Source organism: Corynebacterium sp. LaCa_70, assembly GCF_058182015.1.
The window spans coordinates 1,764,956-1,788,428 of record NZ_CP190914.1 but is presented as its reverse complement, the minus strand read 5'-3'; the positions used below and the strand labels follow the sequence as shown (position 1 = coordinate 1,788,428).

Here is a 23,473-nt window from a genome sequence, read left to right as displayed (position 1 = left end):
GTGAAGAATCTTTTAACAGTGAAAAATCACAGTGCCGCTGCTAGTAGACGAGCGGTGTAGTCGTGGGCCGGGTTCTGCCACATCGTGCCGACGGCACCGGATTCCACGATCCGGCCGTCGCGCATGACAACCGCCTCATCGCAGATCTGGCGCACCACGTGCAGGTCGTGGCTCACGAACACTAAGGTCAGTCCGTAGTCGTCGACCAGCAAGTCCAGTAGTTCCAATACCTGGGAACGTACGGAAACATCAAGCGCGGAGACGGCTTCGTCGGCAAGCAGAATATCCGGGTTGCCAGCAACCGAGCGCGCAATGGAAATGCGCTGGCGCTGGCCACCGGAAAACTCGTGCGGCAAGCGGGCGGTGGCATCGTCGGGCAACCCGACCTCGGCCAGGATTTCTGTGATGCGCTCATCGCTACCGCCGCCCTCCGCAATGGCGCGGCCGATGCGCAGCCGCGGGTTCAGGGAAGAAAACGGATCCTGGAACACCATCTGGACCCCAGCGTTGACCTGGACTTTCCCGGCAGTCGGAGCCTCCAAACCTGCGATGAGTTTCAGCAGCGTGGATTTCCCAGAACCGGAAGCGCCCACGATGCCCAGGCGCGCACCCCGGCGCACCTGCAAGTTGATATCGCGTAGCACCGGGGCCGCATCATAACAATGCGCAACCCCCTCGAGCGTGATGATGGGCGGTTCGGAGGTGTTTTGCGTTTGCGTTGACACTTGCGCACGCGCGGGCAACTCGTGCCGAGAAGCCGCCACCAGCCGCTGCGTATACGGCTCGCGGGGATTATTTAGTACCTCCGCGCTAGCACCGCGCTCAACAACCGAGCCATTGTGCATCACCAGCACATCAGCGCACATCCGCTGCACCACAGCCAGATCATGGCTGATGAATAACAATGCCATACCGCGCTCGCGCACAAGCGACTCAATCACGCTGAGCACCTCATCCTGGGCAAGGACATCCAGCGCGGTCGTTGGCTCGTCACAAATCAACACCTCAGGATCCTGCGAGATAGCCAGCGCCAACAGCACCCGCTGGCGTTGCCCACCGGATAATTCGAATGGATAACGGGAAACGAACTCCGGATCCAGTCCAACTTCCGCCAGCAGAGCACTGGCGTTGCGGCCTAATAACCGACCCACCTTCATCAGCGGATCCAGCGCGCTCATGGGCTCCTGGAACACCATGCCAATGCGCTTGCCTCGCAGTTGTGCCCAGCGTTTTTCCTGCTTGCGGGCGCTAAGCTCTGCTGCAAGCATCTCGCGGCCTGCAACGCGGATAGAACCGGTGGCTGCCACCCCACGCGGTAACAATCCCAGCAGCGCTAAGGCCGACAGTGATTTTCCAGACCCGGATTCCCCAATGATGCCCAGTCGCTGGCCAGGGGAAAGCGAAAAGCTGAGATCGTCGACAAGCACGCTACCACCAGCCTGAATACGCAGCTTGTCGACGTCCATCAGGTGTTGCTCCTCTGCAGAGCCCATGGAGCCTCTAAGTCGTGCGTTAGTCATCGCTTCCTCCTGTGTGCACTGTGGCGGGGATCTAACGCGTCCCGTAAGCCGTCGCCAAGCATGTTAAAGCCCAGTACAGTCACCGCGATCGCAAGCCCCGGCCAGAGTGCCAGCAGCGGGGAAGTACCCAGCTGAGTTTGCGCCGCCTGCAGCATCAAACCCCACGACGGATTCGGTGGGCTGGCGCCAAGGCCGAGGAAACTCAGTGCGGCCTCGGCAAGAATCGCCAGGGCAAAAGCCACCGACGCCTGCACAATGGCCAGCGCGCGAATATTCGGCCAAATATGGCGCCACGCAATCACTGGCTCCGGCACCTGCGAGATGCGTGCAGCAGAAATATAATCCTGCGTGAGCACCTGTAGCGCGCCAGCCCGCGCGACGCGCGCAAACCCCGGAACCCCCGAAATCCCAATGGCCACCATCGCGGTCACCACCGAAGGCCCAAATACCGCAGCGGCGATAATCGCCAACAACAATGCCGGGAAAGCCAACAACAAATCCGCGCCACGCATGATGAAGACATCCGTCCACCCGCCACGCATAGCAGCCCAGATACCCAACGGGATGCCCACGGCCGCGGAAATTCCCACGGCGATGACACCAACCACGAGCGTGATCTGCGCGCCCACCATAAGCCGGGAGGCAATATCGCGGCCGAAGCGGTCAGTCCCCAACCAGTACTGTGTCGAAGGGCCCTGCAAACGGTCTGCAGGGACCGCCTGCACAGGATCGTGCGGAGTCCACAACACCGAAACCACCGCCAGCACGACGACGAGCCCGACGATGCCAGCGCCCAGGTAAAGCGACAAATTTTTCTGCGGCGATGTGCTCATGTGCGCAACCTCGGGTCAATAAACCGATAAGCCAGATCCACCACCAGGGTCACGGCCAAGGTGAAAAACACCAGCACCATCACCAGCGATTGCACAGTGGGCAGATCTCTGGAGTTGACCGCATCCAACAGCATGGAGCTCAAACCCGGGATGACAAATACCCGTTCGATGACCACCGCGCTTGCCACCAGCGTCGCCAACTGCACCCCGGCGACAGTGAGCACCGGCAGGCTAGCGTTGCGCAGCCCGTGGCGGCCTAAAGCCTGCAAGCGCGAATACCCGCTGGCACGAGCGGTGCGCATATAATCCTGCTCGATGACCTCCAACACCGCCGAGCGCACATAACGCGTCAAAATCGCCGCCTGTACCAGCGCCAAGGAAACTACCGGCAACACCAGACGCGCAAGGAACCCACCGAAACCATAGTTCGGCGGCAACCAGCCACCAGCCGGTAACCAACCCAGGTGCACGGCGAAAACGGCGACCAGCACGATCGCCAACAAAAACGACGGCACCGCAATGCCCAACTGCACCAACCCGGAGACCACCGCGGCATCCGGCTTACCCTGCCGGTAGGCCAGCCAGGAACCAACCGGCACAGCAACAGCCAACGACAGTGCCATGGCCAAGCCCACCAAAATCAGCGACACCTGCGCACGATCCCACACCAACGGGGTGATATTTTCCTGCGAAACCAGCGAGGTACCGAAATCACCACGCAGCACACCAGCGATCCAATCCAGATACTGCACCACCAGCGGGTGATCCAAACCCAGCGCCGCAGACAACTCTGCGACGTCCTGGTCAGAAGCAGAAACCCCTAGCGCCACCCGCGCCGGGTTACCGGGAGCTGCCCGCAGCAGCAAGAAAATTAGTACTGAGGCCAGTGCCAATAACACGAAAAAGCGCGCAAATACCCGGGCGAAAACCCGAACCGTGCCAGTGGTGCTCATTGCGCCTCCCGGAGACTCGACAAGTTGATCGCATCGGTGACCATGGTCGGCTGAATCCCAGAAATTGCAGGATCGGACAGCACGATATTCGGCAAATTCGCAACAGTCAGGGCCCCGGCATCATCCATGATTTGCGCGATAGCCGCGCTCATCTCCGCAGCTGGGTTCTCGCTGCGGCCGGCGGCGTCGAAAAGCTCGCGCACCCGCGCGTTGTCATAGCCCAGGTAATAATCCAGGTTGCCAAACATATGCTCGGTATCGCGGGCTTCCAGATGCGCGATGATCGAGGCTTGATAATCCGCAGCACCATGCACCTGATTCAGCCAGACCGCCGGAAACTCAACGGTTTCTACCGCCACCTGGAAACCAACCTCGCGTAGCTGTGAATAGAGCAATTCTGCCAGCAACGTGGCATACGGCAGCGACGGCACCGTCAACGTGACCAGCTGACCGTCGTAAGAGCTTTCCGCCAATAGCTCCCGTGCCCGCTCTGGATTATGCGGATAAAAGCCACCGCTGTTGTTCGCGCTGCTGCTCTGAGCGCTGTTGTTGGCGGCGCGGCGGACAACCTCGTCGAACCACGGGTCCGACGGCGAGACCGGAGCGCCTGCAGTATCAGTAGCATGCCCGGAAAAGATGACTTCATTGGCAGCAGCTCGATCAATCGCGAACGCCGCGGCCTGGCGCACCAACGGATCGTCGAAAGGCGCGGCCTGGTTATTCATGGAGAAAATGATCTCACCGTTGGTGGTGCCGATATCGACGTTGATGTCTTCATCCAGCGCATCCAACAGCTCCGGCGCCTGCATCGCCCACACGAGATCCACCTGGCCCGACTGCAAAGCATTAATCGAGGAGATTGCATCAGAGAAATAACGCACCTCCACCGGCGACTGTGCGGGCTCACCCCAATAATCCTGTCGCGGGACAAACCGAATCGATTCCCCCGTCGCAAAGCTTTCCACCGTCAATGGGCCCGTGCCGACGGGATCGGTGGCCAGTGCGTCCACGCCCGACGGCGACATCATGGCCCCGATGGTGGTGCCCATCGACCACAACCACTGCGAATCCGGATGTTTAAGTTGCACGCGCAGGGTGTATTCATCGAGTGCTTCGGGCTTGGCGACGACATCCATGCCGGATTTCAGGCCGTTCGTCCACTCCGTTTGCACGTAACCAATGCTAAAAGCCGCGGTTTCGGCAGTAAAAGGCGAACCATCAGAAAAATTCACGCCCTCGCGCAGCTGAAAAATATATTCGGTGCGATCATCCGAGACCTGCCACGAGGTCGCCAAATGCGGAACCACCGCACCGTCATCGTCGATGCGCACCAAAGTCTCATACACATCAGTCAGCAGCGCGCCGGGTGCGGCAGAACCACCGGTATTGGTGAAATCCAGCGAACTGGCAGCAGAGGTTGCTGCCACCACGATGGCATCGGCACTTTTGGGCCGCGCGTAATTGGCGGTGTGCCCAGCCGAGCACCCGGCCAACGCTAGTGCGCTGACCGAGGCAACAACTGCGCTGCCTGCTTTGCGCATTGGTGCGCGCACCCTAGCCCAGCTGCCAAGCGTTCGCCAAATGCTGCATGCCCGCTGCCGTGTCGTCAAAGGTGGTGCCCTGCAGGGAAATCATCAACTCATCGGCGTGTGCGGTAGCGGCGAAATCCTGCAGGTAGTCGCGTACTTCGTCTTCGGTACCGACGGCAGTGTAATGCAGCATGGAAATAATTTGTTGCCCCTGTGGCGAGTGCACCAAACCCTCCAACTGGGCGTCGGTGATCTTCCGGCCGCGCGCAGCGAACGCACGGACGCGACTGCGAGCTACCTGGTCGAATTGCTGTTGAGCGCCCTCGGTGGTCTTGTCGGCGATGACGTTGACCGCCGCGATGACATAAGGTTCGGAAAGGTATTCGGAGGGTTGGAAATTTTCGCGATAATAGGCCGTGGCATTTTCCAAGTGTTGCGGAGCGAAATGCGAGGCGAAGGCATAGGGCAGGCCATATTTCGCTGCCAGGGAGGCGCCAAACATGGACGAGCCCAAAATAAACAGTGGCACATTGGTATTCCGGCCCGGAATCGCAATGACACCGGGAACCGGGGAATCCTCCGGTGCACCCAAAAACCCTTGCAGTTGGCGAACATCGTCGGGGAAGTTTTCGGCCGCACGCGGATCACGCCGTAAAGCACGACCCAAGGTATGCATGTCGGTGCCCGGTGCTCGGCCCAAGCCAAGATCGATACGGCCGGGATACATTTCCGCCAGCGTCCCGTACTGTTCTGCGATGGAATACGGCGAGTGGTTTGGCAGCATCACACCACCGGCGCCCAAACGGATCGAGTCCGTGTGCGCACCCACGTGTGCCATGATCAGCGCTGGCACGGATGAAGCGATGTGAGGCATGTTGTGGTGCTCGGCGTACCAAATACGCGAAAAGCCAAGTTTTTCTGCAGAACGAGCAAATTCCACCGACCGAGCCATGGTGTCGGCGGTGGATTCTCCGGAATACAGAGTGCAGAAATCAATCAGGGACAGAGGGATTCTCTGAGCGGAAGCGTTGGCGGGACTAGTGGGGCTCGCTGCGCTAGCGGCATCAGTGGAATTAGTGGAACCAGCGGAACCAGTGGAAACAGAATCAGACATAATGCCCGCCAAATTAGTCTTTGATTATCTTCTGCGCAATATTTTCCAGTGCAATATCTTCTTGCGCGAAGGTTTCCTCGTGGATGCGTTTATGCTCCGCGCACTGCTTCCTGGCGCAGGCGAGCCTGCGCTGGTGCTTGCCGTGGCTTCGAAATATCCATAATGAGACCAATGACTACAGCGATGAGCACCGGCAATACCCAGCCGAGGTCTACTGCGTGCAGCGGCGTCCAGCCGATGATCGACTCCAGGCCTTCCACACCCTGGGATACAGCGACCATGAACGCGGACCACACGACTGCGGTCCACAGCCCGATGCGGAAGGTGAAGAAGAAGTTCACCTTGCCGCCGAATGCGGGCTCGAGCAAAGTGAGAATGATCAGGGTGATTGCTGGCGGGTACAAGAAGATGATGATTGGCACGGCAATATCCAGCACGAAATCCAGACCCTGCGCGGCCAGCACCAGCGACACCACGGTGAAGATGACGGCCCAGACGCGGTAGCCCATCTGTGGGGTCAGCGTCGCAAAGAACTCAGAGGTCGACGAGATCAGGCCGACGGCGGTGGTCAAACACGCCAGCAAGACGATGAAAGCCCAAATGATCTGGCCGGGGGTGCCCAGCGCGGATTCGGCAGCAGCAGACAAGATTGCCGCACCGGAATCATGATCCGCAGCGCCCGGCAGCGTCTGGCCGATATAACCCAAGCCGATATAAATGGCTGCCAAGAATGCACCAGCGATGATGCCGGTGGTGATGGTGCCGCGAACCAGCTGACCGCCTTCAGTAAAACCTTTGGTGCGCAGCGTAGAAATGATGACGATACCGAAGGCCAGACCAGCGATGGAGTCCATCGTCAGGTAGCCCTCCAACAGGCCGGAGGTGAATGCGGATTCTGAGTATTCCTCAGCAGCAGTCAAGGTTTGCGGTTCAAAATTGGTGATCGCAGAAACCACCAGGATGATCAGCAATATGGTCAGCGCCGGGGTCAAAATACGGCCCAGAGTGTCCATGATGGTGGTCGGGCGCCAGGCCAGAGCCAGGGCGACGCCGAAGAAGATCAGACAGAAAATCCAGTTCGCGGCCGTGCCTTCAAAACCTAGGATCGGGGTGATCGCGGTTTCAAAAGATACGGCAGCAGTGCGGGGCAACGCGTAAAACGCACCGATTGACAGGTAGGCCAACAGCGAAAAGACCAGGCCGAAGATGGCGCCGCCGCGGGCAGCGAGGTCGCGCACGCTGTTACCGGAAATAGCGATCGCGATGATTGCCAGTACCGGCAGGACCACGCCGGAGCCGACGAACCCGAGGATCGCCGGCCAGAAGTTTTCGCCCGATTGCACACCGAGCATCGGCGGGAAAATCAGGTTTCCGGCGCCGAAAAACATCGAAAACAGCATCAACGAACTGAAGATGATGATGCTGATGCCCGCACCGGACTTCGCAGAACCGCCTGCCGAATCCTGCTGAGCCTGGGTAGCAGCTGTTGCCATAGTGAGTCACCTTAACTTTGTGGGTGAGTAGTGAAGAATATTCAGAATACTGTACACAGACCCTAACCAGTTTGCGGTGATGAGACTATCAGATTGCCAGATTTTTATTCAGCTGCCCGCTTGTCGACGGCTGCCTTGATCCGGGCGATCGCTTCTTCCAAAATTTCCCGCGACGTTGCAAAGTTTAGCCGCGCGTGCCCGGCGCCTCCGGTGCCGAAGTCCGTGCCTTCATTCAACCCTACTTTCGCGTGACGACGAAGCCACTGCGCCGGGGTATCCAGATCACCCAATGCGGTATCGCGGAAATCCAACCACATCAGGTAAGTCGCGTGCGTGGCAGAAACCCGCAACCCTTCGACGGCCTCCGGCAAGGCCTGCACGAGCCAATCGCGGGTGGCACGCAGATACTTCACCTGCGCGTCCAACTCGCCGCGGGCGTCGCGGTAACAGGTCTGCGAAGCCACGATGCCTAACGTGCCGGTGCCGTCTTTCGCGACGCCGGTTAACTGTGACCATTTTTCGCGGTCAGCGTCATGGGAAAAGATGATTTGTGCACATTTCAGCCCGGCGATATTCCAGGCTTTGGAGGCAGCCGTGACGGTGAAACATACCCGCGCGGCTTTCTCTGATAGCGAAGCCGCCGGTACATGTTCGCCGTCATAAACCAGCGGCGCATGGATCTCGTCGAGCAATAACCGCGCGTCGTAGGCGTCGGCAAGCTCCACTAAGCGGGTCAGGGTCTCGCGGGAAAAGACCTCACCCAGCGGGTTATACGGATTCGACAGCACCAGTGCACCGGCGCCGTTCTGGAAGGCCTTCTCAATCTCGTTGAGATCCAGCCCACCGTAGGCAGACACCTCGATTTTCTCCCGACCAGCAGTTGTTGGCAGTTCCAGCAGCGGTGGGTACGACGGGGTAGGGATGATGACCGCGGAGTTCTCGCGCGTGAAATACTGCAGGCCTAACAAGAGGCCGCGCACCACATCCGCACACCAGACAATATTGTGCGGATCCGGGCGCCAACCGAAGTAGTCAGAATAAAAATCAGCGACGGACTCCGCCAGATGTGTTGTGTGCGGCGCTGGGGAATAGCCGAAGGTTTCTGCTTCTACCGCATCCCGGATGCGCTGGTGCACCGGCGCGGCGGTGGGAAAATCGCTCTCAGCGACCCACAGCGGCAGCACGTCGTCGTCAAAAACTGTCCACTTGCGTGTGCCACGGGCACGAAGCTGTTCCAGGCCCGGGAAGTTCAGGTGAGGTTTTTCTTGCGTGTTCATGCGCCCCAGCCTAGTGACAGTCGCGTGTGCGCTCAGGCCGGAAGCGCCACCGCGAGCTAATTAGTGCTGTCGTGCACCATGCCATAGCGTTGGAAATGCTGCCGTTGTTCCTCTGTGACCTGCTTATCTGGGTTTGCAGAAACAGATTCCGAAAGCTCCAACAACTGTGCATATATTCCACCGCTACGCGCCAATTCCACCGGGGAACCAGACTCGACCACCTCGCCTTTTTCCAAGGTGAAGATCGTATCTACGTCTGCGATGGTGGACAGCCGGTGCGCAATGATCAACGTCGTGCGATCTTTCATCAGCTCTTCCAATCCGGCCTGCACGCTGCGTTCTGCCTTGGTATCCAGCGCAGAAGTGGCCTCGTCCAGGATCAACAGCGGGGCATCTTTCAACATGGCGCGCGCGACGGCCACACGTTGTTTCTGGCCGCCGGATAGGCGTAGGCCACGTTCGCCGATGACGGTGTCGTAGCCGTCTGGGAATTCTGCGATGAAATCGTGCGCGTTGGCTCGCCGCGCCACCGCGATGACTTCCTCGTCACTGGCCTCCGGTTTTCCGTAGGCAATATTTTCCCTGATCGTGCCGGAAAACAGGGATGGTTCCTGGAACACCACGCCGACAGACGAACGCAATTTCTCAGGGCTCAGCTCTGCGGTTTCGTGGCCAAGCACGGACACGCTGCCAGCTTGCGGTTGGTACAAGCCCAACAGCAAGTTCACCACGGTGGATTTACCGCCTCCGGATTCACCGATCAGCGCGATCTTGCTGCCTTGCGGTGCTGAAAGTGAAATATCGTTGAGCACCGGTTTGCCTTCTTCATAAGCGAATTTCACGTTGCGGAATTCGAAGCCGGGCTCGGAATCTGCCTGCTGCAGCGGTGCCGGAACCGCGGGGTCGACCTCGGGGATGTCCGGGGCATCGATGGTTTTGCGCAATTGCGGGTTGGCGCTGTCGTCGAGCTCTTCGTCCATGATGCGGAAATAATCCCGGGAGTTAGCCATGGCTTTTTGCGCGGCGTCGACAAGAAACGACAGCATGAACACTGGGGTTTTCGCCATGTTCATCAGCTGAATGAGCATGACCATTTGGCCGAGTGAGAAATGGCCCTCCAGCGTGCGCCAAAAGATCAAGGCGTAGATGCCGAAAAACAGCACAGCGGTGGTCAACCCACGCGCGATATCCATCGCATGCCACCAGCGCGACTGCGGGCGGGTAATTGAGACCGTACGACGGTAACCGTTGCCGAAACTGGCCAGCTCGCGTACCTCAGAAACGAAAGACTTGGCAATTTTTACCTGACCAACGGCTTCGGCAAAGCGTGAATTCGCGGTATCGATTTCTTCGTTTTTCTCGTGCTCGTAGCTTTGCCACCGCTTGGACGTCAGCGCCGTCAACCACAGGTATGTCGGGAACAACAGCGCCAGCAACACCGCCAACGGCCAGTAATAAAAAATGGTGATGCCCAAAATCACGAACAACTGAATGATGATCGTGAACATGTTGTTTGAGAAATACTGGATAAATTGCGTGACCGCGTGAATAGAACGATCCAGCCGGGCGATAATCGCGCCGGTGTTCTGGTTATCGTGAAAGCGTTGCGGTAAAGCCAGCAGCTTCGCGTAGTAGCGCGTCGACAAGATCTGGCGCAGGCGCGCCGCCATCATATCGCCCCAGTAGCCGCCGAGGTTATCGACCAACACCCGCACCGCATCGGCGGCAAACAGCGCGACGGCCAGCCACAAGACCGTCGTCAAGACCTTAGAGGTATCGCTGCCTTCGCGGATCCCCTCGGCGATCACGTCGGTGGTTTGACCAACGAGAAACGGCCCGATCATCGAGACCACCGCGACCACGATTGCGGATACGATAACGCCTAAATACAGCGGCCACAGCGCCGAGGCACTGCGCATGATGCGAAATAGGGAAGACACGACGAATTCACGCTTTCATAAGGGATTGCTGATCAGTCAGGGTGCAGAACTTACCATTGTGCCACTGTCGGCGAACATCTGTTGTGCTGCGGTATCCGGTGATAGCTTTCGGTTACCATAGACGGGACGTAGGAAGACAGTGAAAACTGGGGTGGTCAGCCCCGGCGGGGTGGTCCAGCCCCAACGGCTACAAGCAGCGTGCTGAAAGGCAGTGGAAAACCAATGGTGAAACCAATCGCGAAGCCACAGACAACGACGCGGGCCTGGTTTGTCGGTGTCCTTGGCACCCTGGCGTTAGGCCTGGCGGCCTGCGGGGATCCGAATGGTGGTAGCAGCGCAGACCCAGCCAGCACTATTGAGGTGGAAGAAACCGAGGAACCGGATTACAAATCCAAAGATGTCGATCCGATCAGACCCGACAACGTCAATGCCCAGGTGGAAGACCCAGGCTACGGGGTGAGCTTCACTTATCAGGGCGCGGTGTCGGCGTCAAATGGTGGCACGGTGGTGACCATCGCTGTGCGCAACGACAATGATGTGACCCTGCCGCCGGATGCGTTCGACGAGCCGACCCTGGAAACCGGCAACGGCGGTGGAAATTACAGCAAGGTGGATTTATTGCAATCCAACCCAGAGGATGGTGAGGCACTCGGCGGGCTGGATCTGCCGCTGGGCGTTGGCGCCACGACGAACTTGCAGTATGTCTTCGATACCACCCCTGGCGCGCTGTGGGACGCGCGCCTGACCATCGGCAACGTGGTGTATGAAGGAAACCTGAGCAACTAGTGGCTGGTGGCCGGTGGCTAGTGCCTAGTGGCGGGTGCCTAGTCTCTGGTGCCTGGTGGCGGGCGTCCAGCATCGAGGACCTGGCGCGCCGGGGTTGTTCCGTTCTAGCCTTACTGCCCCCGGGATTCGGTAGGGAAGTGTTCGGCCAACCGTGGGATTCGGGATTCTGACATGGTGGCTTGTCCAGTGCCGAAATCCAGCCGCCAGGTGCGCCCTGTGGCCGAATAGCTGTCAAAGCCGGGGTTACCGGTGCGGGCGAACGACAATAAAGCCTCGTGCAGTCGCCTGCGCCCGGCATGTTCACTGGCGCTATCATTGTCGCCGTCACTGACACCAAATAAGTACGCGATATCAGAAGAATGCTGCACGGCACCCGCGGTGCTGCGGTAGTATTCGGACAACCAGACTGGCCCGGTGACCTTGGTGACCGCGCTGGCAGCCCAGCGTCCAATCAGAGCATCCGTGAGCAACCGGCCCATTGGGCGGTAAGGATCCAGCGCGAGCGCACCTTCCATCCACGCGTCAAAATTACGGGAAAGTTGCAGATCCCGTGCGGTCTTTTTAAACAGTGCTTTGGAGCCTGGCACACTGCGCACCCACGGCTTACTATCGGTGGCCGCCAGCGGGTGGTGGTGAAATTCATCGTGGGTGGTAGATACCCACAGTGGGACGTCGGCAAGCTCGCCCAATTCGCGCAAGTCGGGCCCTAACGCGACGTCATTAATGTGTAGGTATTTGAAGCGCTGGTAGCCGCGGTCGAGTTTTTTCTGCGGCAGTTCGGTCAAACGGCGGCGAGTCAGTGGTACTTGCATCGCCATGCGCAGGGTAGAAGTGCGGGCCTCGATTGGTTCACGCGGTGAGGCCGGCGACATGACTATCGCGCGCCGGAAACCGCCCCGATAATGATCCGGTCGGCAGAGCCACAGCACTAAGTTGGCCCCAGCGGACTGTCCGGCCAGGGTAACGTTGGTGGGATCACCGCCAAAAGATTCAATATTACGCTGAATCCACTCTAAGGCCAGTAGGCAGTCGTGCACTCCTCGGTAATGACCGGGGGCATCGTTATTGAAGCGTGCAAATCCAGGTAATTTCTTACGGTAACCAATATTGACCTGCACGCAGCCAGCCTGCACGTTGGCTGTGGCATCGTGGCGCGGGTCATCGTGTGAACCAGTTTCGAATGATCCACCGTGGATAAACACGATGACCGGAAGATCGTCGCGATCGTGGGCATCGGCCGGGGCTGCGACCGTCAATGCCACAGCATCTGGGGCGGGTGTGCTGGCATCCACATCGCCGTTGGCGGTGCGCAGTTCGGCGTCGTCAAATTCCCCGAGGAAGTTCGCATACGGAATGGAATAAAAGCGCCGCACCGTGTGGTTGTTGCTCAAAGCCCCGGTGATCATGCCAGTGGGAGTAACGACGTGTGGTTGTAATGCCATAAACTAAGACACTAGCTTAGACCAATCAGGGTCGTTAGCGATGTGGGAGGGATCGTCCTGGATGGCTTTCTTCTCCGGGAAAATGATTGGGGAATATGGAAGATTATTCTCCAGGAATTCTGAGTACCAAGGGAGTTTTATTTTTACATAGAACATTCCCGTTGTATCTATGGTGTATTCTGGCCAGTACTCTTTAGTGATGTTTCCTTCGAGGTCCTGAGTATAAGATGTCTCTGCAGGCGAAATGATTCCACGTTTATAGCATCGCAGTAGATGGCGAATATAATTTTCGTCGTAAGATGCTCTGTGAGGCGCTAGCGAGTCAATAGCAAAATATTCCGGTGAAGGAGAATCAATCCTCTGATTCAGTTCTTCGAGGGTAGTAATATTTTTCAGGTGTTGATTGATTGCATCAGGAAACCAACTAACTCGAGTTTCCTGTAGTTTTTTCCCAGTGAACGGCTGACGCAACAACAAGGAGATTTCTTGTTTCTCCCTATTTTCTTTTTCGCAAGGTGTTGGAGGAGAAGTTATCCCGTATCCACCAAGTTCGACAAGGAAATCTGAGTCGGGAGTTTCCGCATCGTATATTGCTTGTCCCTGGGCCCAGGTAACATATCCGCATTCGAACAGACATCGACTAGACGTCCACCGTGGTGCTAGGTTTACTACCCAAATGCATTCGGAACCACTGCGACTTTCATCCTTTTTATGAAGTTGTCTCTCGTATTCCCTAATATCTTTCGTGGTGCGGAAATCTGGATAAGTTTCAAAGGTTTCAGAGTGGGGCATGGAAATTACTTTCTTCCTATACATTTGGTTTCGTGGGCATGCGCAGTTTCAGGGGGGGGGAGGCCCTGTTGCGAAAAGGTGTCGTTTTAACATGTGATCCCTCATGTCTGTTTGTTATCTGTATCTCAGTTTATTCAAGTATGCCAGATGAAACACATTTGGTGTGGAAACTTACAGATTTATGCCAGCTGTTTGGTGAAGCCGTAATGCTGGCGAGGGTCTAATTGGAGGCATTGCGCCCTTCCACCCTGTGGGGCACTGTGTCTAGAATGAACGCAATGGACGATGCACTGATAACCAGCACATCGCTAGCTGGGGGAACTCTAACGGGGGTAACGCAAATGCTGGTATCGCTATCGCCGTGGTTGCAGATGCCGATTGTTGTGGTGGTCGCGGGCGTCGTGGCGGCGGTGTTGGCGACGGTAATCGTGCGCGGCTTGAACTTTGTGCTAACCGCCTGGTTGTCATTGCGGGACAACGCACGTGACAAGCCGGAAGCGAAGGCACAGGATAGCCAGTCGACAACTCAATGACGGAATGAGCGGTAAAAGGTTAGGCTAGTGGCATGGCGAAGCAGAAGAAGTACCCGCGTTCCCGAGTGCGTTTTGCACTTATTACTTTGCTGGTACTGATTGTCCTGGTGTATTTGTTTAGTCGTTTTTAAGTTGTTTTTAGCTTAAGGCTTCACCGCGAACGCCCGGCATGTGGGCGTCGGCCCGCATTAGCACGTCCGACTTCGGGCAAACGCGGGGTGGGGGAGTACAGTAACCCAGTGAGTAAGTGGAACGGCACGTAACCACCTAGGAGAACTGTGCGAGAAGCCTTCAGCCCCGCGAAATACACCATTGAACCTGGCCAAACGCTATTAACCCTGACTATCGATGCGGTGAAAACCCAGCCGAAGGCGGAGTTGTTCAGCCGCCCGAAAAACCACACCTGGGTCCCGGTGTCCCGCCAGGAGTTTCTGGACGAGGTCTATGCGGTGGCCAAGGGGCTGCTCGACGCTGGTGTGGAGCATGGTGATCGCGTGGCGCTGATGGCCAATACCCGCTACGAGTGGATGCTTCTCAACTACGCCATTTGGGCCGCCGGTGCCGTTGTCGTTCCGGTTTATCCGTCGTCGTCGCTGTCGCAGGTCCAGTGGATCATCGAGAACTCCGGCGCCGTGCTTGGCATTGGTGAGACCCAAGAACACAGTGAGATCCTGCGCATGTTGCAGCTTGCCGACGACGGCGAGCCGCGTGTGAAAGACTCCACGTCGCAGATGCGTGCGTTCTATGAAATTAACGACGGCGCGGTAGCAGCGCTGCAAGCAGCAGGAAAAAATATTGATGACGACGCCGTCGATAAGCGCATTGCTGCGACCACGTCGGATGATTTGGCTTCACTGGTCTACACCTCGGGCACCACGGGGCGGCCGAAAGGTTGTATGCTGACGCATCGCAATTGGACTGCCCAGGTCCTAGGGTTGCTCACCAACCCAATCGGGGGCATTGCGCATGCTGGCAACCACGTGTTGACCTTTTTGCCGCTGGCGCACGTGCTGGCATTTTCGGTCTCTGCAGCAGCGATGATCAGTGGGACGACACAGAATTTTTGGGCGGATTTCGCGACCTTGCCAACGGAATTCCAGCGCTCCAAACCAAACTTGATTCTGGGCGTCCCGCGCGTTTTTGAAAAAGTCCGCAATGGTGCGCGTGCGAAAGCACATGATTCCGGAACTGTTCAGGGGAAGTTATTCGATCGGGCCGAGGCGACCGCGATCGCTTATTCCCGTGCCCTAGATACAGAAGATGGCCCGTCGTTGGCGCTGCGCGGCGCACACAAAGTCATGGATAAATTGGTGCTATCCAAAATCCGAGTGGGTATGGGTGGAGAAGTCGACTACTGCATTTCCGGCGGGTCTGCGATGAGCCCGGAAGTGATGCATTTCTTCCGTGGAATCGGTGTGCCCATTTATGAAGGCTACGGCTTGACAGAAACTGCCGCCGCCGCGACCGTTGATTTCGAAAACCAGAAAATTGGCACCGTAGGCCCGCCGCTGGGCGGAACCCGTGTGCGCATTGCCCCGGATGGTGAACTGCAGTTAGCCGGAGATTTGGTATTCGACGGTTACTGGCGCAACGCAGAAGCTACCGACGAAGCATTCGATGGTCAGTGGTATTGCACGGGAGATCTGGGCGAGATTCTGCCTTCCGGTCACGTCAAAATCGTTGGGCGGAAAAAGGATCTGATCGTCACCGCGGGCGGCAAGAATGTCGCCCCGGGTGGGCTCGAAGACGGCCTGTGCTCGCACCCGTTGATCTCCCAGGCGCTCGTGGTTGGTGACGGCAAACCATTCGTTGCTGTTTTGGTGACATTGGACGAGCAAGCACTGGGCCGCTGGAAGTCGCAGCACAATATTCCTGCCTCCCGCAGCGTCGACGAATTAGCACACGATGCAACGCTGCGTGCAGAAATCCAGGACGCTATCAACGCGGTGAATTCCACGGTCTCGCACGCGGAAGCAATCAAGAAGTTCTACATCCTCGATAAAGACTTCACGGAGGAATCCGGCGAACTCACCCCGACGATGAAGGTGAAGCGCAACGTGGTTGTCCAGCGTTATTCGGAGGTGCTGGAGAAGCTGTACTCGCGCTAGAATCCGCAGCCTGTGGGCCAGCTCTGTCTTATGCTCCGAGCCTGCCGCCAGGAACCGTCGGCAAGCTTATAAACTGCTGAGTTTTTTCCGGCGAGTCGAACCATTTTTGGGCCGCTACTGCAATAGGCTACAGCGCAGAGAAACTCTCAACTAGTACTTCAGGTTTCGTGGGCTAGGTTGAGGATGAGGGTATTCGGTCGCGACGGTCTAGAAGGAGGCAGCCCCCTAATGCGCAAAATCGCTGCTGAACTGCGCCATCGTGAGCTCACCCAAGAGGTGTACAACATTGGCGACGAGGTGGCCGAATACATCGAGCACGTGATCGAAGCGATCGAAGATTACGACGCAGAACTCGTCGAGGATTGCCTGGCAGAGTTGGCGGAGATCGTGGAAGACGCGCGCCGGGATTCCCGCGATGTCGTCGGCGAGCTGATTGGCCTGCGCCAGGCACTGGTTTCCGGGGTGGCTTCAGGCAGCATTTCTGCGGCTGCCGACGGTACCAAGCGGATATCCGAGCCCGAAGCCGTGACAGCGGAGTCGCTGCAGGCATTTTTCCCGCTGTCTGGCCCGCCGGTTGTGGTCAACGAGTTAGTTCATACGCTGCACGAACGCACGACACACACCGTGGACTTTCTGCGCGAGTTGGTGGAATACGTACTCGAACAGACAGAGGCCGTGGCCCGCGATTTGGATGCGGTCTCCCTGCCGCACCTATACAACAAAGTTGGGAGGATGGCTGCGACGGCGGCGCATGCGTGGGAAACCACTGCGGTTTCTGCGCACCCTGCTTTTGCCCGCAGCATGCGTGGGCGCAAACCGCCGGAATTTTTGGAAGAACGCGCACGCATTGACCGGATCGTCGCCAAGGTTGCTGCAAAGCGCGCTCGGTTGCGCGCTGCGAGCGTGGGCTAGCGACAGTAGCGCAGTAGCAGCGGGCAGGACGAGGCTTTCTTTCTAAGCTTCCCGCTCCAGCTGCTTCGTGATTTCCGGCCATAGCTGGCCCATGATGTCGTCCCAGTTCAAAATCCACAGTGATTCGCTGTTGTCTCCGCGACCAACGACGACGATTTGTTCGCCGAGTGCGCGCATGTGCTCGATGGCGTGCTGCACTTTCGTGGAACCAGCTAGCGACAAGGCTGGGCGGGCGACAGCGGCGGCTGGACTATCTGGCTCCTGTAGCAACGTATCCCGTACGTGCACTACCCGCGGTACGGCGGATTCTGCATCGGAGATCACCACACGCAAACGGTTCATCGACCGGCTCGCCTCTTGCACATCACGTACCGTGGCGTCATGTGGCAGGGGAGTAATCTCCACGCCATGCGCCCGGGCCAAGGCAGAGACTGTGGAGTTTTCCAACTCAATCACACCACTGATCTGCTGTGCAGACTTCTGATCCATCGCACCCGTCTGCCCAGAATGCTGCACCAACGTGCGCAAAGTATCGGTGTCATAACCCTGCGCACCGGCGCGATCGACCGGCTGCACGCCAGTAGCCGCAACCAACTTATTGGCAATGACGTTGATCCACTTCAACAACGGGCGGAAGATCCAGATGAACCCGCGGGCTGGTAATGCAATGATCCGCACGGCAAGCTCTGGGTGCGCAATCGCCCACGACTTCGGCGCCATTTCACCAACCACCAGGTGCACAAACGTCACCAGCAGCAATGCCACCACAAACGCGATCGTGTCTGCTAAACCACCAGAAATCCCGACGGCGGCAAACACGGGCATCAGCATATGATGGATCCAGGGCTTGGTGATCGCACCCAGCGCAAAGGTCGCCGCAGTAATCCCAAGCTGTGCGCCAGCCAACATGATGGTCAACTCATTCAAGCTCCGCAATGCCGCGCGCGAGGCCGCAGAAGACTCCGCGGTTTCTTCCAGGCGGTGTCGGCGGGCACCCATCAAAGAAAACTCAATGATGACGAAAAACCCGGACAATATGACGATCGCCAGGCTCAACGGGCCAGCGATATACCATTCCTGCATTCCCTAGCCCCTTTCTGCCGTTTCCTCTTCAGCGCGGGCGCTGCGGCCGCCTTCGCTCCCTGCGCCCTCGAATTCCTCAACCAATTCCAGGGACAAACTCGATGGCACGTGCCGTTCTACCTCGTCCACCGTGATAATCAACTGGCGGTTTGGCGCGGCATCCGCATCCACCCAGTCCTCTGGTTCTGCATCCAATTCGATGGTGTGGGTTTCGCCTTCTTCCACGAGTGAGCCCACCTGGGCAATCAACAATCCAGCGACGGTTTCGTAGTCGCCTTCCGGCAGGTCGTGCCCGATGGCGCGCTCGACCTCATCCAGCGGGGTATCGCCATCGACTGTCCAGTGGTCCTCGGCGGTTTCGGTGATCTCTTCGGATTCTTCCAGGTCAACGTCATGCTCGTCGGTGACGTCGCCAAGAATCTCTTCGGCCAGATCCTCCAAGGTGACGATGCCGACGAAACCGCCGTATTCGTCAATCACGCAGGCCAATTTCTCGTCGTTTTCTTGCAGCTCGACGACGACGTCGGGAAGCGGCATCAGCTCCGGAACCACCAATGATTCGCGCATGAGTTCGGTAGCCAACGTGCTGTCAGGCTTGTCGGTCAGCAAAATATCCGTGAGGTGCACGACGCCGATCGGGGTGTGTTCGTCGTCGATAATGGGGTAGCGGGTGTGCGCAATGGCCATGAGTTCGCGCAGCTCACCGAGGGTGGTATCGGGATCAATCACGTCGACGCGTGAACGGGGGATCATGGCGTGTTCGACGTCGTGGTCGGGAAAGTCCAATAGACGGTCGAGCACCATGAAAGTCTCGTCGTCAATGTCGCCGGTCTCGTGGGAGCTTTCCACGATGGACTCGAATTCTTTGGTGGTCGCGGAATTATCGATATCGGCAACCGGCTCGATGCGCAAAACGCGCAGCAAAGCGTTGGAAGAAAAATCGAAAAATTTGATCAGCGGGCCGAAAATTCGCAGGTACCAGGCCGTGGACCGCGACAAAAACAGCGCGGATTCCATTGGGGCGGCGATGGTGTAGTTTTTCGGGAATAGTTCACCGAAGATCATCTGCACAACCGTGGATACCGCCAGAGCAGAGACGGTACCGATCGCGACGGCCGCGGTCACAGAAAGCCCGGTTGCACTCAGCAAGGTGCCCAGTGACTCGCCCACCAGCGGCTCTGCGACGTAACCCACCAGCAGGCCGGTGACGGTAATGCCCAATTGCGCGCCGGAGAGCATGAATGAGGTGCGGTTGGTGATTGCCAAAGCGCGTTTGCTGGCGTCGTCGCCACGCGCGGCATTGGTGTGCAACTGCGCACGGTCGACGGACATGAAGGAAAATTCCTGGGCCACGAAGTAGCCGTTGGCCACGATGATCAGAAAAATCACCGCGAGCCCGAGAATGAGGAACAAAACCGCACTTAACATGGTTGCACCGCCTCGGTGCTCATGGATTGTTCGTGCGGGTCGTCGATACTTCGACTCGGAGGTTCCACCATCATCCTTTCTGCCCTGCGGCAATCTCACTGCTCACTTATTTCACGCCTACTATGTAGCGCGCAATAAATACGACCAGCGTACACCTTGGTTGGCAACGCGACCAACTATTAGGCTGGTGCTATGCAGTCGCAGATATCCAGCCAGTCGCAGATATCCAGCCAGTTGTCCAGCCGCCTCACCAGTCAGTCCGGTGACCCGTTTGGCTTGTATATCCATGTGCCGTTTTGTGCTACACGCTGTGGTTATTGCGATTTCAATACCTACACCCCACGGGAAGCTGGTGGCGCGAATCCGCAGGGCTACCTGGACGCGTTGGACGTGGAGCTCGACATGGCGGCCCAGCGCGTTGGTCGGAAAGCGGACACGGTATTTATTGGCGGCGGCACCCCATCGTTGCTGGGGGCAGATGGGCTGGGCCGAATCTTGTCGACGGTGCGCACTACCTTTGGTCTTGCCGACGATGCGGAGGTCACCACGGAATCTAACCCGGAATCGACCTCTCCGGAGTTTTTCGCGGGCCTGCGGGAGGCTGGTTATAACCGCATTTCTTTGGGGATGCAGTCTGCCTCGCATGATGTTTTGCAGGTGCTGGAGCGCGCACACACCCCAGGCCGGGCGTTTGCTGCTGCTCGTGAGGCGCGCCAGGCAGGCTTCGAGCACGTCAATCTGGACATGATTTATGCGACGCCAACGGAAACTGATGACGATGTTGCCCGCACCCTGGACTTGGTGATTGCAGCCGAGGTAGATCACGTTTCGGCATATTCGCTGATCGTGGAAGACGGCACTGCGATGGCGCGTAAGGTGCGCCGCGGCGAGATTCCGGCCCCACAAGAAGATGTGATGGCCACCCGCTACGAGATGATCGCGCGGCGCCTGGCCGAGGCCGGCATGGAGTGGTACGAGGTCTCGAATTGGGCCCGGTCCGGCGGCGAATGCCAACACAATTTGATCTATTGGCGCGATGGCGACTGGTGGGGCGCGGGCCCGGGTGCGCACTCTCACCTGGGTATGCAGCGGTTTTCCAATGTGAAGCACCCGAATCGCTATTCCGCTGTGCTTGCCGACGGCGAGTTGCCGATTAACCAGGTGGAAGATTTGACCCCGGCGGATCGCCACACTGAGCTGCTGATGTTGGGGCTGCGGCTGCGCGAAGGCATTGACTACGCCGCCGTGGGCGCCGGTGCTGCGGGCGTCGTACAGAATTTTGTGGACCGCGGCCTGCTGCACTTTCCGCAACCGGACCGGCTGGCGTTGACCGATGCGGGCAGGCTGCTTGCCGACGGTATCATCACCGATATTTTGGTCGCTGAAGATGACGGTACAGCTGATGTGAAAGCGAGGTCCTGATGGCTGGTGCGACTGAGGCACGCCGGGTGGAAGTTCTGCGTGCGATCGTCACGGATTACATCGCTTCCCAGGAACCCGTGGGGTCGAAGGCGCTGGTGGAGCGTCATCAATTGGGGGTGTCGTCGGCAACGATCCGCAACGACATGGCGGTGTTGGAATCAGAGGGCTTTATTGCCCAGCAGCATGCGTCGTCGGGAAGAGTGCCCACCGAAAAAGGTTACCGGCGCTTCGTTGATGGTTTGGGCGAGGTCAAGCCGATGTCGGAGGCGGAAAAACGCGCCATTCGCACGTTCCTGGAAGACGGCGTCGATTTGGAAGATGTGCTGCGGCGCTCGGTGCGGTTGTTGGCGCAGCTGACCAGGCAGGCGGCGGTGGTGCAGTTGCCGACGTTGAACGTTTCGCACGTCAAACATGTGGAAGTCGTGGATCTGACACCGATGCGCTTGTTGTTGGTGTTGATCACGGATACTGGGCGCGTCGACCAGCGCAACGTGGAATTGGATGCCCCGATCGGGGAGGCGGAAGTTCATGAACTGCGGCAGCTGTTAAACCGTGCGCTCGCGCGGGTTCCGGTAGGGCAGGCGGCCAATCGGGTGGCTGATTTGTTGGAGCATTCCCCGGCGGATTTGCGTCACCACATGATTCGCGTGGCCACGGTGCTGATAGAAACGTTGGTGGATCAGCCCAACGACCGGTTGTTGATGGCGGGGGCGTCGAATCTGACCCGGGCAGGGCGTGATTTTCCACAGGGGCTGCCACAGATTATTGACGCGCTGGAAGAACAAGTGGTGATGTTTAAGCTGTTAGCGAACGTGCCGGAACTTGGCAATGTCGACGTGCTGATTGGCCAGGAGAACGAAGACGAAGAATTGCAGCAGGCGTCGATCGTTACCGCTGGTTATGGCAATGAATCCGCCACACTCGGTGGGCTTGGTGTGGTGGGTCCCACATTTATGGATTATCCGGGAACAATTTCTTCGGTTCGTGCTGTTGCACGGTATGTCAGCCAGATTCTGGCAGGCACGAATTAGCCTGTAGGCTGGTAGATCGATTAATGCACAAAGATGCATGTGCAGTTGCAGGTGCAGCGAGAACACCGAGAAACCCTATAAACCAACTGACCCGAAGGAATCGATACAACAGTGGCTCGTGACTATTACGGAATTTTGGGAGTATCCAAAGACGCCAGCGAGGCGGAGATCAAAAAGGCGTACCGCAAACTCGCCCGTAAATATCACCCGGATGTGAACCCGTCCGACGAGGCCGCCTCGAAGTTTTCCGAAGCGACCGACGCTCACGACGTCTTGATGGATCCGAAGAAGCGCAAAATCGTCGACATGGGTGGCGATCCCATGGAGCAAGGCGGCGGAGCCGGGGGCGGTGGCGGCTTCGGCGGCGCCGGTGGCTTTGGCGATATCTTTGAAGCCTTCTTTGGCGGTGGCGCAGGGGGCGGGTCCCGTGGCCCGCGTTCGCGTGTGCAGCCGGGTAACGACGCGCTGCTGCGTACCTCCATCACGCTGAACCAGGCCTATACCGGCATGAAAAAACAAGTTACCGTCGACACCGCGGTGCTGTGTGACCGGTGTACCGGTTCCGGCTCGGCGGATGGTGAGAAGCCAGTGACCTGCGAGGTATGTAATGGCGCTGGTGAGATCCAGGAGATGCAGCGCAGCTTCTTGGGCAATGTGATGACGACGCGTGCGTGCCACAATTGCCAGGGCTTTGGTGAAGTTATCAAGGATCCGTGCAATCACTGTGGCGGCGATGGCCGCGTGAAAAAGCGCCGTGATCTGACCATCAACGTCCCGAAAGGCATCGACGATGGCATGCGTATTCGCATGGCAGGTCAGGGTGAAGTTGGCCACGGCGGTGGGCCAGCAGGCGACCTGTATGTGGAAGTCCGGGTGAAAAAGCACGATATCTTCACCCGCGATGCCGATACGCTGCACCTGTCCATCACCGTGCCGATGGTTGATGCTGCGTTGGGCACCACCTGCAACGTGGAAGGCCTGGACGGCGAAGAGATCGAATTTGAGATCGCAGCCGGAACTCAGCCGGGCGGCCAGATTGTGAAGGAAGGCAAAGGCATGCCACGCGTGCGCACCGACGGGCAAGGCAAGATGATTGCACATGTCGACGTCGCCGTGCCGACGGACCTGGACAAAAAGACCCGCCAGTTGCTGGAGGAAGTCCGCGACAAGCGCGAAGAATCGTCTCGCGTGAATTCCGAAGCCGACGGTCACTCGGACGGATTGTTCAGCCGGCTGCGTGGACGCTTTGGATTTTAAGCTCGGCTTCTAGCGCACAA

19 protein-coding genes are annotated in these 23,473 nt (G+C 58.1%); 7 read left to right on the top strand and 12 right to left on the bottom strand.

The annotated features are described in order from the left end of the window. Positions 1 to 26: 26 nt before the first annotated feature. From ACP8MI_RS08125 to ACP8MI_RS08090, 8 genes are all read right to left on the bottom strand, one after another. Positions 27 to 1,520: an ATP-binding cassette domain-containing protein gene (locus ACP8MI_RS08125; RefSeq protein ID WP_236588448.1), complete on the bottom strand. Its 1,494-nt coding sequence runs from the start codon at positions 1,518 to 1,520 to the stop codon at positions 27 to 29. Further along, positions 1,517 to 2,353 (bottom strand): ABC transporter permease, encoded by an 837-nt coding sequence (locus tag ACP8MI_RS08120; protein ID WP_018121465.1) that lies wholly within the window; start codon positions 2,351 to 2,353, stop codon positions 1,517 to 1,519. The genes ACP8MI_RS08125 and ACP8MI_RS08120 overlap by 4 nt, the downstream gene beginning before the upstream one ends. After that, complete coding sequence (locus ACP8MI_RS08115; RefSeq protein ID WP_249605996.1) at positions 2,350 to 3,306, bottom strand: ABC transporter permease; 957 nt, start codon at positions 3,304 to 3,306, stop codon at positions 2,350 to 2,352. The genes ACP8MI_RS08120 and ACP8MI_RS08115 overlap by 4 nt, the downstream gene beginning before the upstream one ends. Beyond that, entirely contained in the window at positions 3,303 to 4,847 is a 1,545-nt protein-coding gene (locus ACP8MI_RS08110) for an ABC transporter substrate-binding protein (RefSeq protein ID WP_284589598.1), read from the bottom strand. The genes ACP8MI_RS08115 and ACP8MI_RS08110 overlap by 4 nt, the downstream gene beginning before the upstream one ends. A 13-nt stretch (positions 4,848 to 4,860) precedes the next feature. After that, positions 4,861 to 5,949: an LLM class flavin-dependent oxidoreductase gene (locus ACP8MI_RS08105; protein ID WP_249605994.1), complete on the bottom strand. Its 1,089-nt coding sequence runs from the start codon at positions 5,947 to 5,949 to the stop codon at positions 4,861 to 4,863. A gap of 89 nt (positions 5,950 to 6,038) precedes the next feature. Next, positions 6,039 to 7,442, bottom strand: a complete 1,404-nt coding sequence (gene brnQ / locus ACP8MI_RS08100; RefSeq protein ID WP_249605993.1) for a branched-chain amino acid transport system II carrier protein — start codon at positions 7,440 to 7,442, stop codon at positions 6,039 to 6,041. Between the two features lie 104 nt (positions 7,443 to 7,546). Further along, positions 7,547 to 8,719 carry a MalY/PatB family protein gene (locus tag ACP8MI_RS08095; RefSeq protein WP_249605992.1) on the bottom strand — a complete coding sequence of 391 codons (1,173 nt, stop codon included), beginning with the start codon at positions 8,717 to 8,719 and terminating at the stop codon, positions 7,547 to 7,549. A gap of 56 nt (positions 8,720 to 8,775) precedes the next feature. Next, complete coding sequence (locus ACP8MI_RS08090; RefSeq protein ID WP_249605991.1) at positions 8,776 to 10,659, bottom strand: ABC transporter ATP-binding protein; 1,884 nt, start codon at positions 10,657 to 10,659, stop codon at positions 8,776 to 8,778. 222 nt (positions 10,660 to 10,881) lie between these two features. Here ACP8MI_RS08090 and ACP8MI_RS08085 point away from each other — a divergent pair, with 222 nt between their 5' ends. Next, positions 10,882 to 11,445, top strand: a complete 564-nt coding sequence (locus ACP8MI_RS08085) for a hypothetical protein (protein ID WP_018121472.1) — start codon at positions 10,882 to 10,884, stop codon at positions 11,443 to 11,445. Between the two features lie 110 nt (positions 11,446 to 11,555). On the opposite strand, the gene ACP8MI_RS08080 is transcribed toward ACP8MI_RS08085, so the two are convergent. Together ACP8MI_RS08080 and ACP8MI_RS08075 are read right to left on the bottom strand one after the other, a co-directional pair. Beyond that, positions 11,556 to 12,887 (bottom strand): carboxylesterase family protein, encoded by a 1,332-nt coding sequence (locus ACP8MI_RS08080; RefSeq protein WP_239211591.1) that lies wholly within the window; start codon positions 12,885 to 12,887, stop codon positions 11,556 to 11,558. 3 nt (positions 12,888 to 12,890) lie between these two features. Next, positions 12,891 to 13,679, bottom strand: a complete 789-nt coding sequence (locus ACP8MI_RS08075; protein ID WP_049168034.1) for a hypothetical protein — start codon at positions 13,677 to 13,679, stop codon at positions 12,891 to 12,893. A 278-nt stretch (positions 13,680 to 13,957) separates the two neighbouring features. Here ACP8MI_RS08075 and ACP8MI_RS08070 point away from each other — a divergent pair, with 278 nt between their 5' ends. From ACP8MI_RS08070 to ACP8MI_RS08060, 3 genes are all read left to right on the top strand, one after another. Further along, on the top strand, positions 13,958 to 14,212 hold the full coding sequence (locus tag ACP8MI_RS08070; RefSeq protein ID WP_249605989.1) for a hypothetical protein: 255 nt from the start codon (positions 13,958 to 13,960) through the stop codon (positions 14,210 to 14,212). A gap of 278 nt (positions 14,213 to 14,490) precedes the next feature. Then, a complete protein-coding gene (locus ACP8MI_RS08065; RefSeq protein WP_249605988.1) occupies positions 14,491 to 16,320 on the top strand; it encodes an AMP-dependent synthetase/ligase in 1,830 nt (609 codons plus the stop codon). Between the two features lie 228 nt (positions 16,321 to 16,548). Next, on the top strand, positions 16,549 to 17,232 hold the full coding sequence (locus ACP8MI_RS08060) for a hypothetical protein (protein WP_049148094.1): 684 nt from the start codon (positions 16,549 to 16,551) through the stop codon (positions 17,230 to 17,232). Between the two features lie 42 nt (positions 17,233 to 17,274). Here the strand turns inward: ACP8MI_RS08060 and ACP8MI_RS08055 are convergent, their stop codons facing one another. Then, entirely contained in the window at positions 17,275 to 18,315 is a 1,041-nt protein-coding gene (locus ACP8MI_RS08055; RefSeq protein WP_018120357.1) for a CNNM domain-containing protein, read from the bottom strand. A gap of 3 nt (positions 18,316 to 18,318) precedes the next feature. Next, a complete protein-coding gene (locus tag ACP8MI_RS08050; protein WP_049168373.1) occupies positions 18,319 to 19,743 on the bottom strand; it encodes a hemolysin family protein in 1,425 nt (474 codons plus the stop codon). Positions 19,744 to 19,935: 192 nt separating this feature from the next. Here ACP8MI_RS08050 and hemW point away from each other — a divergent pair, with 192 nt between their 5' ends. The 3 genes from hemW (at position 19,936) to dnaJ (ending at position 23,453) form a co-directional block, all read left to right on the top strand. Next, the gene (gene hemW, locus ACP8MI_RS08045; protein ID WP_249605987.1) at positions 19,936 to 21,165 is read left to right on the top strand and encodes a radical SAM family heme chaperone HemW; all 1,230 of its coding nucleotides are present in this window, start codon (positions 19,936 to 19,938) and stop codon (positions 21,163 to 21,165) included. Continuing rightward, positions 21,165 to 22,196, top strand: coding sequence for a heat-inducible transcriptional repressor HrcA (gene hrcA / locus ACP8MI_RS08040; RefSeq protein WP_018120360.1), 1,032 nt, complete (start codon positions 21,165 to 21,167; stop codon positions 22,194 to 22,196). The genes hemW and hrcA overlap by 1 nt, the downstream gene beginning before the upstream one ends. Positions 22,197 to 22,307: 111 nt before the next feature. Continuing rightward, the gene (dnaJ, locus tag ACP8MI_RS08035) at positions 22,308 to 23,453 is read left to right on the top strand and encodes a molecular chaperone DnaJ (protein WP_018120361.1); all 1,146 of its coding nucleotides are present in this window, start codon (positions 22,308 to 22,310) and stop codon (positions 23,451 to 23,453) included. Positions 23,454 to 23,473 lie beyond the last annotated feature (20 nt).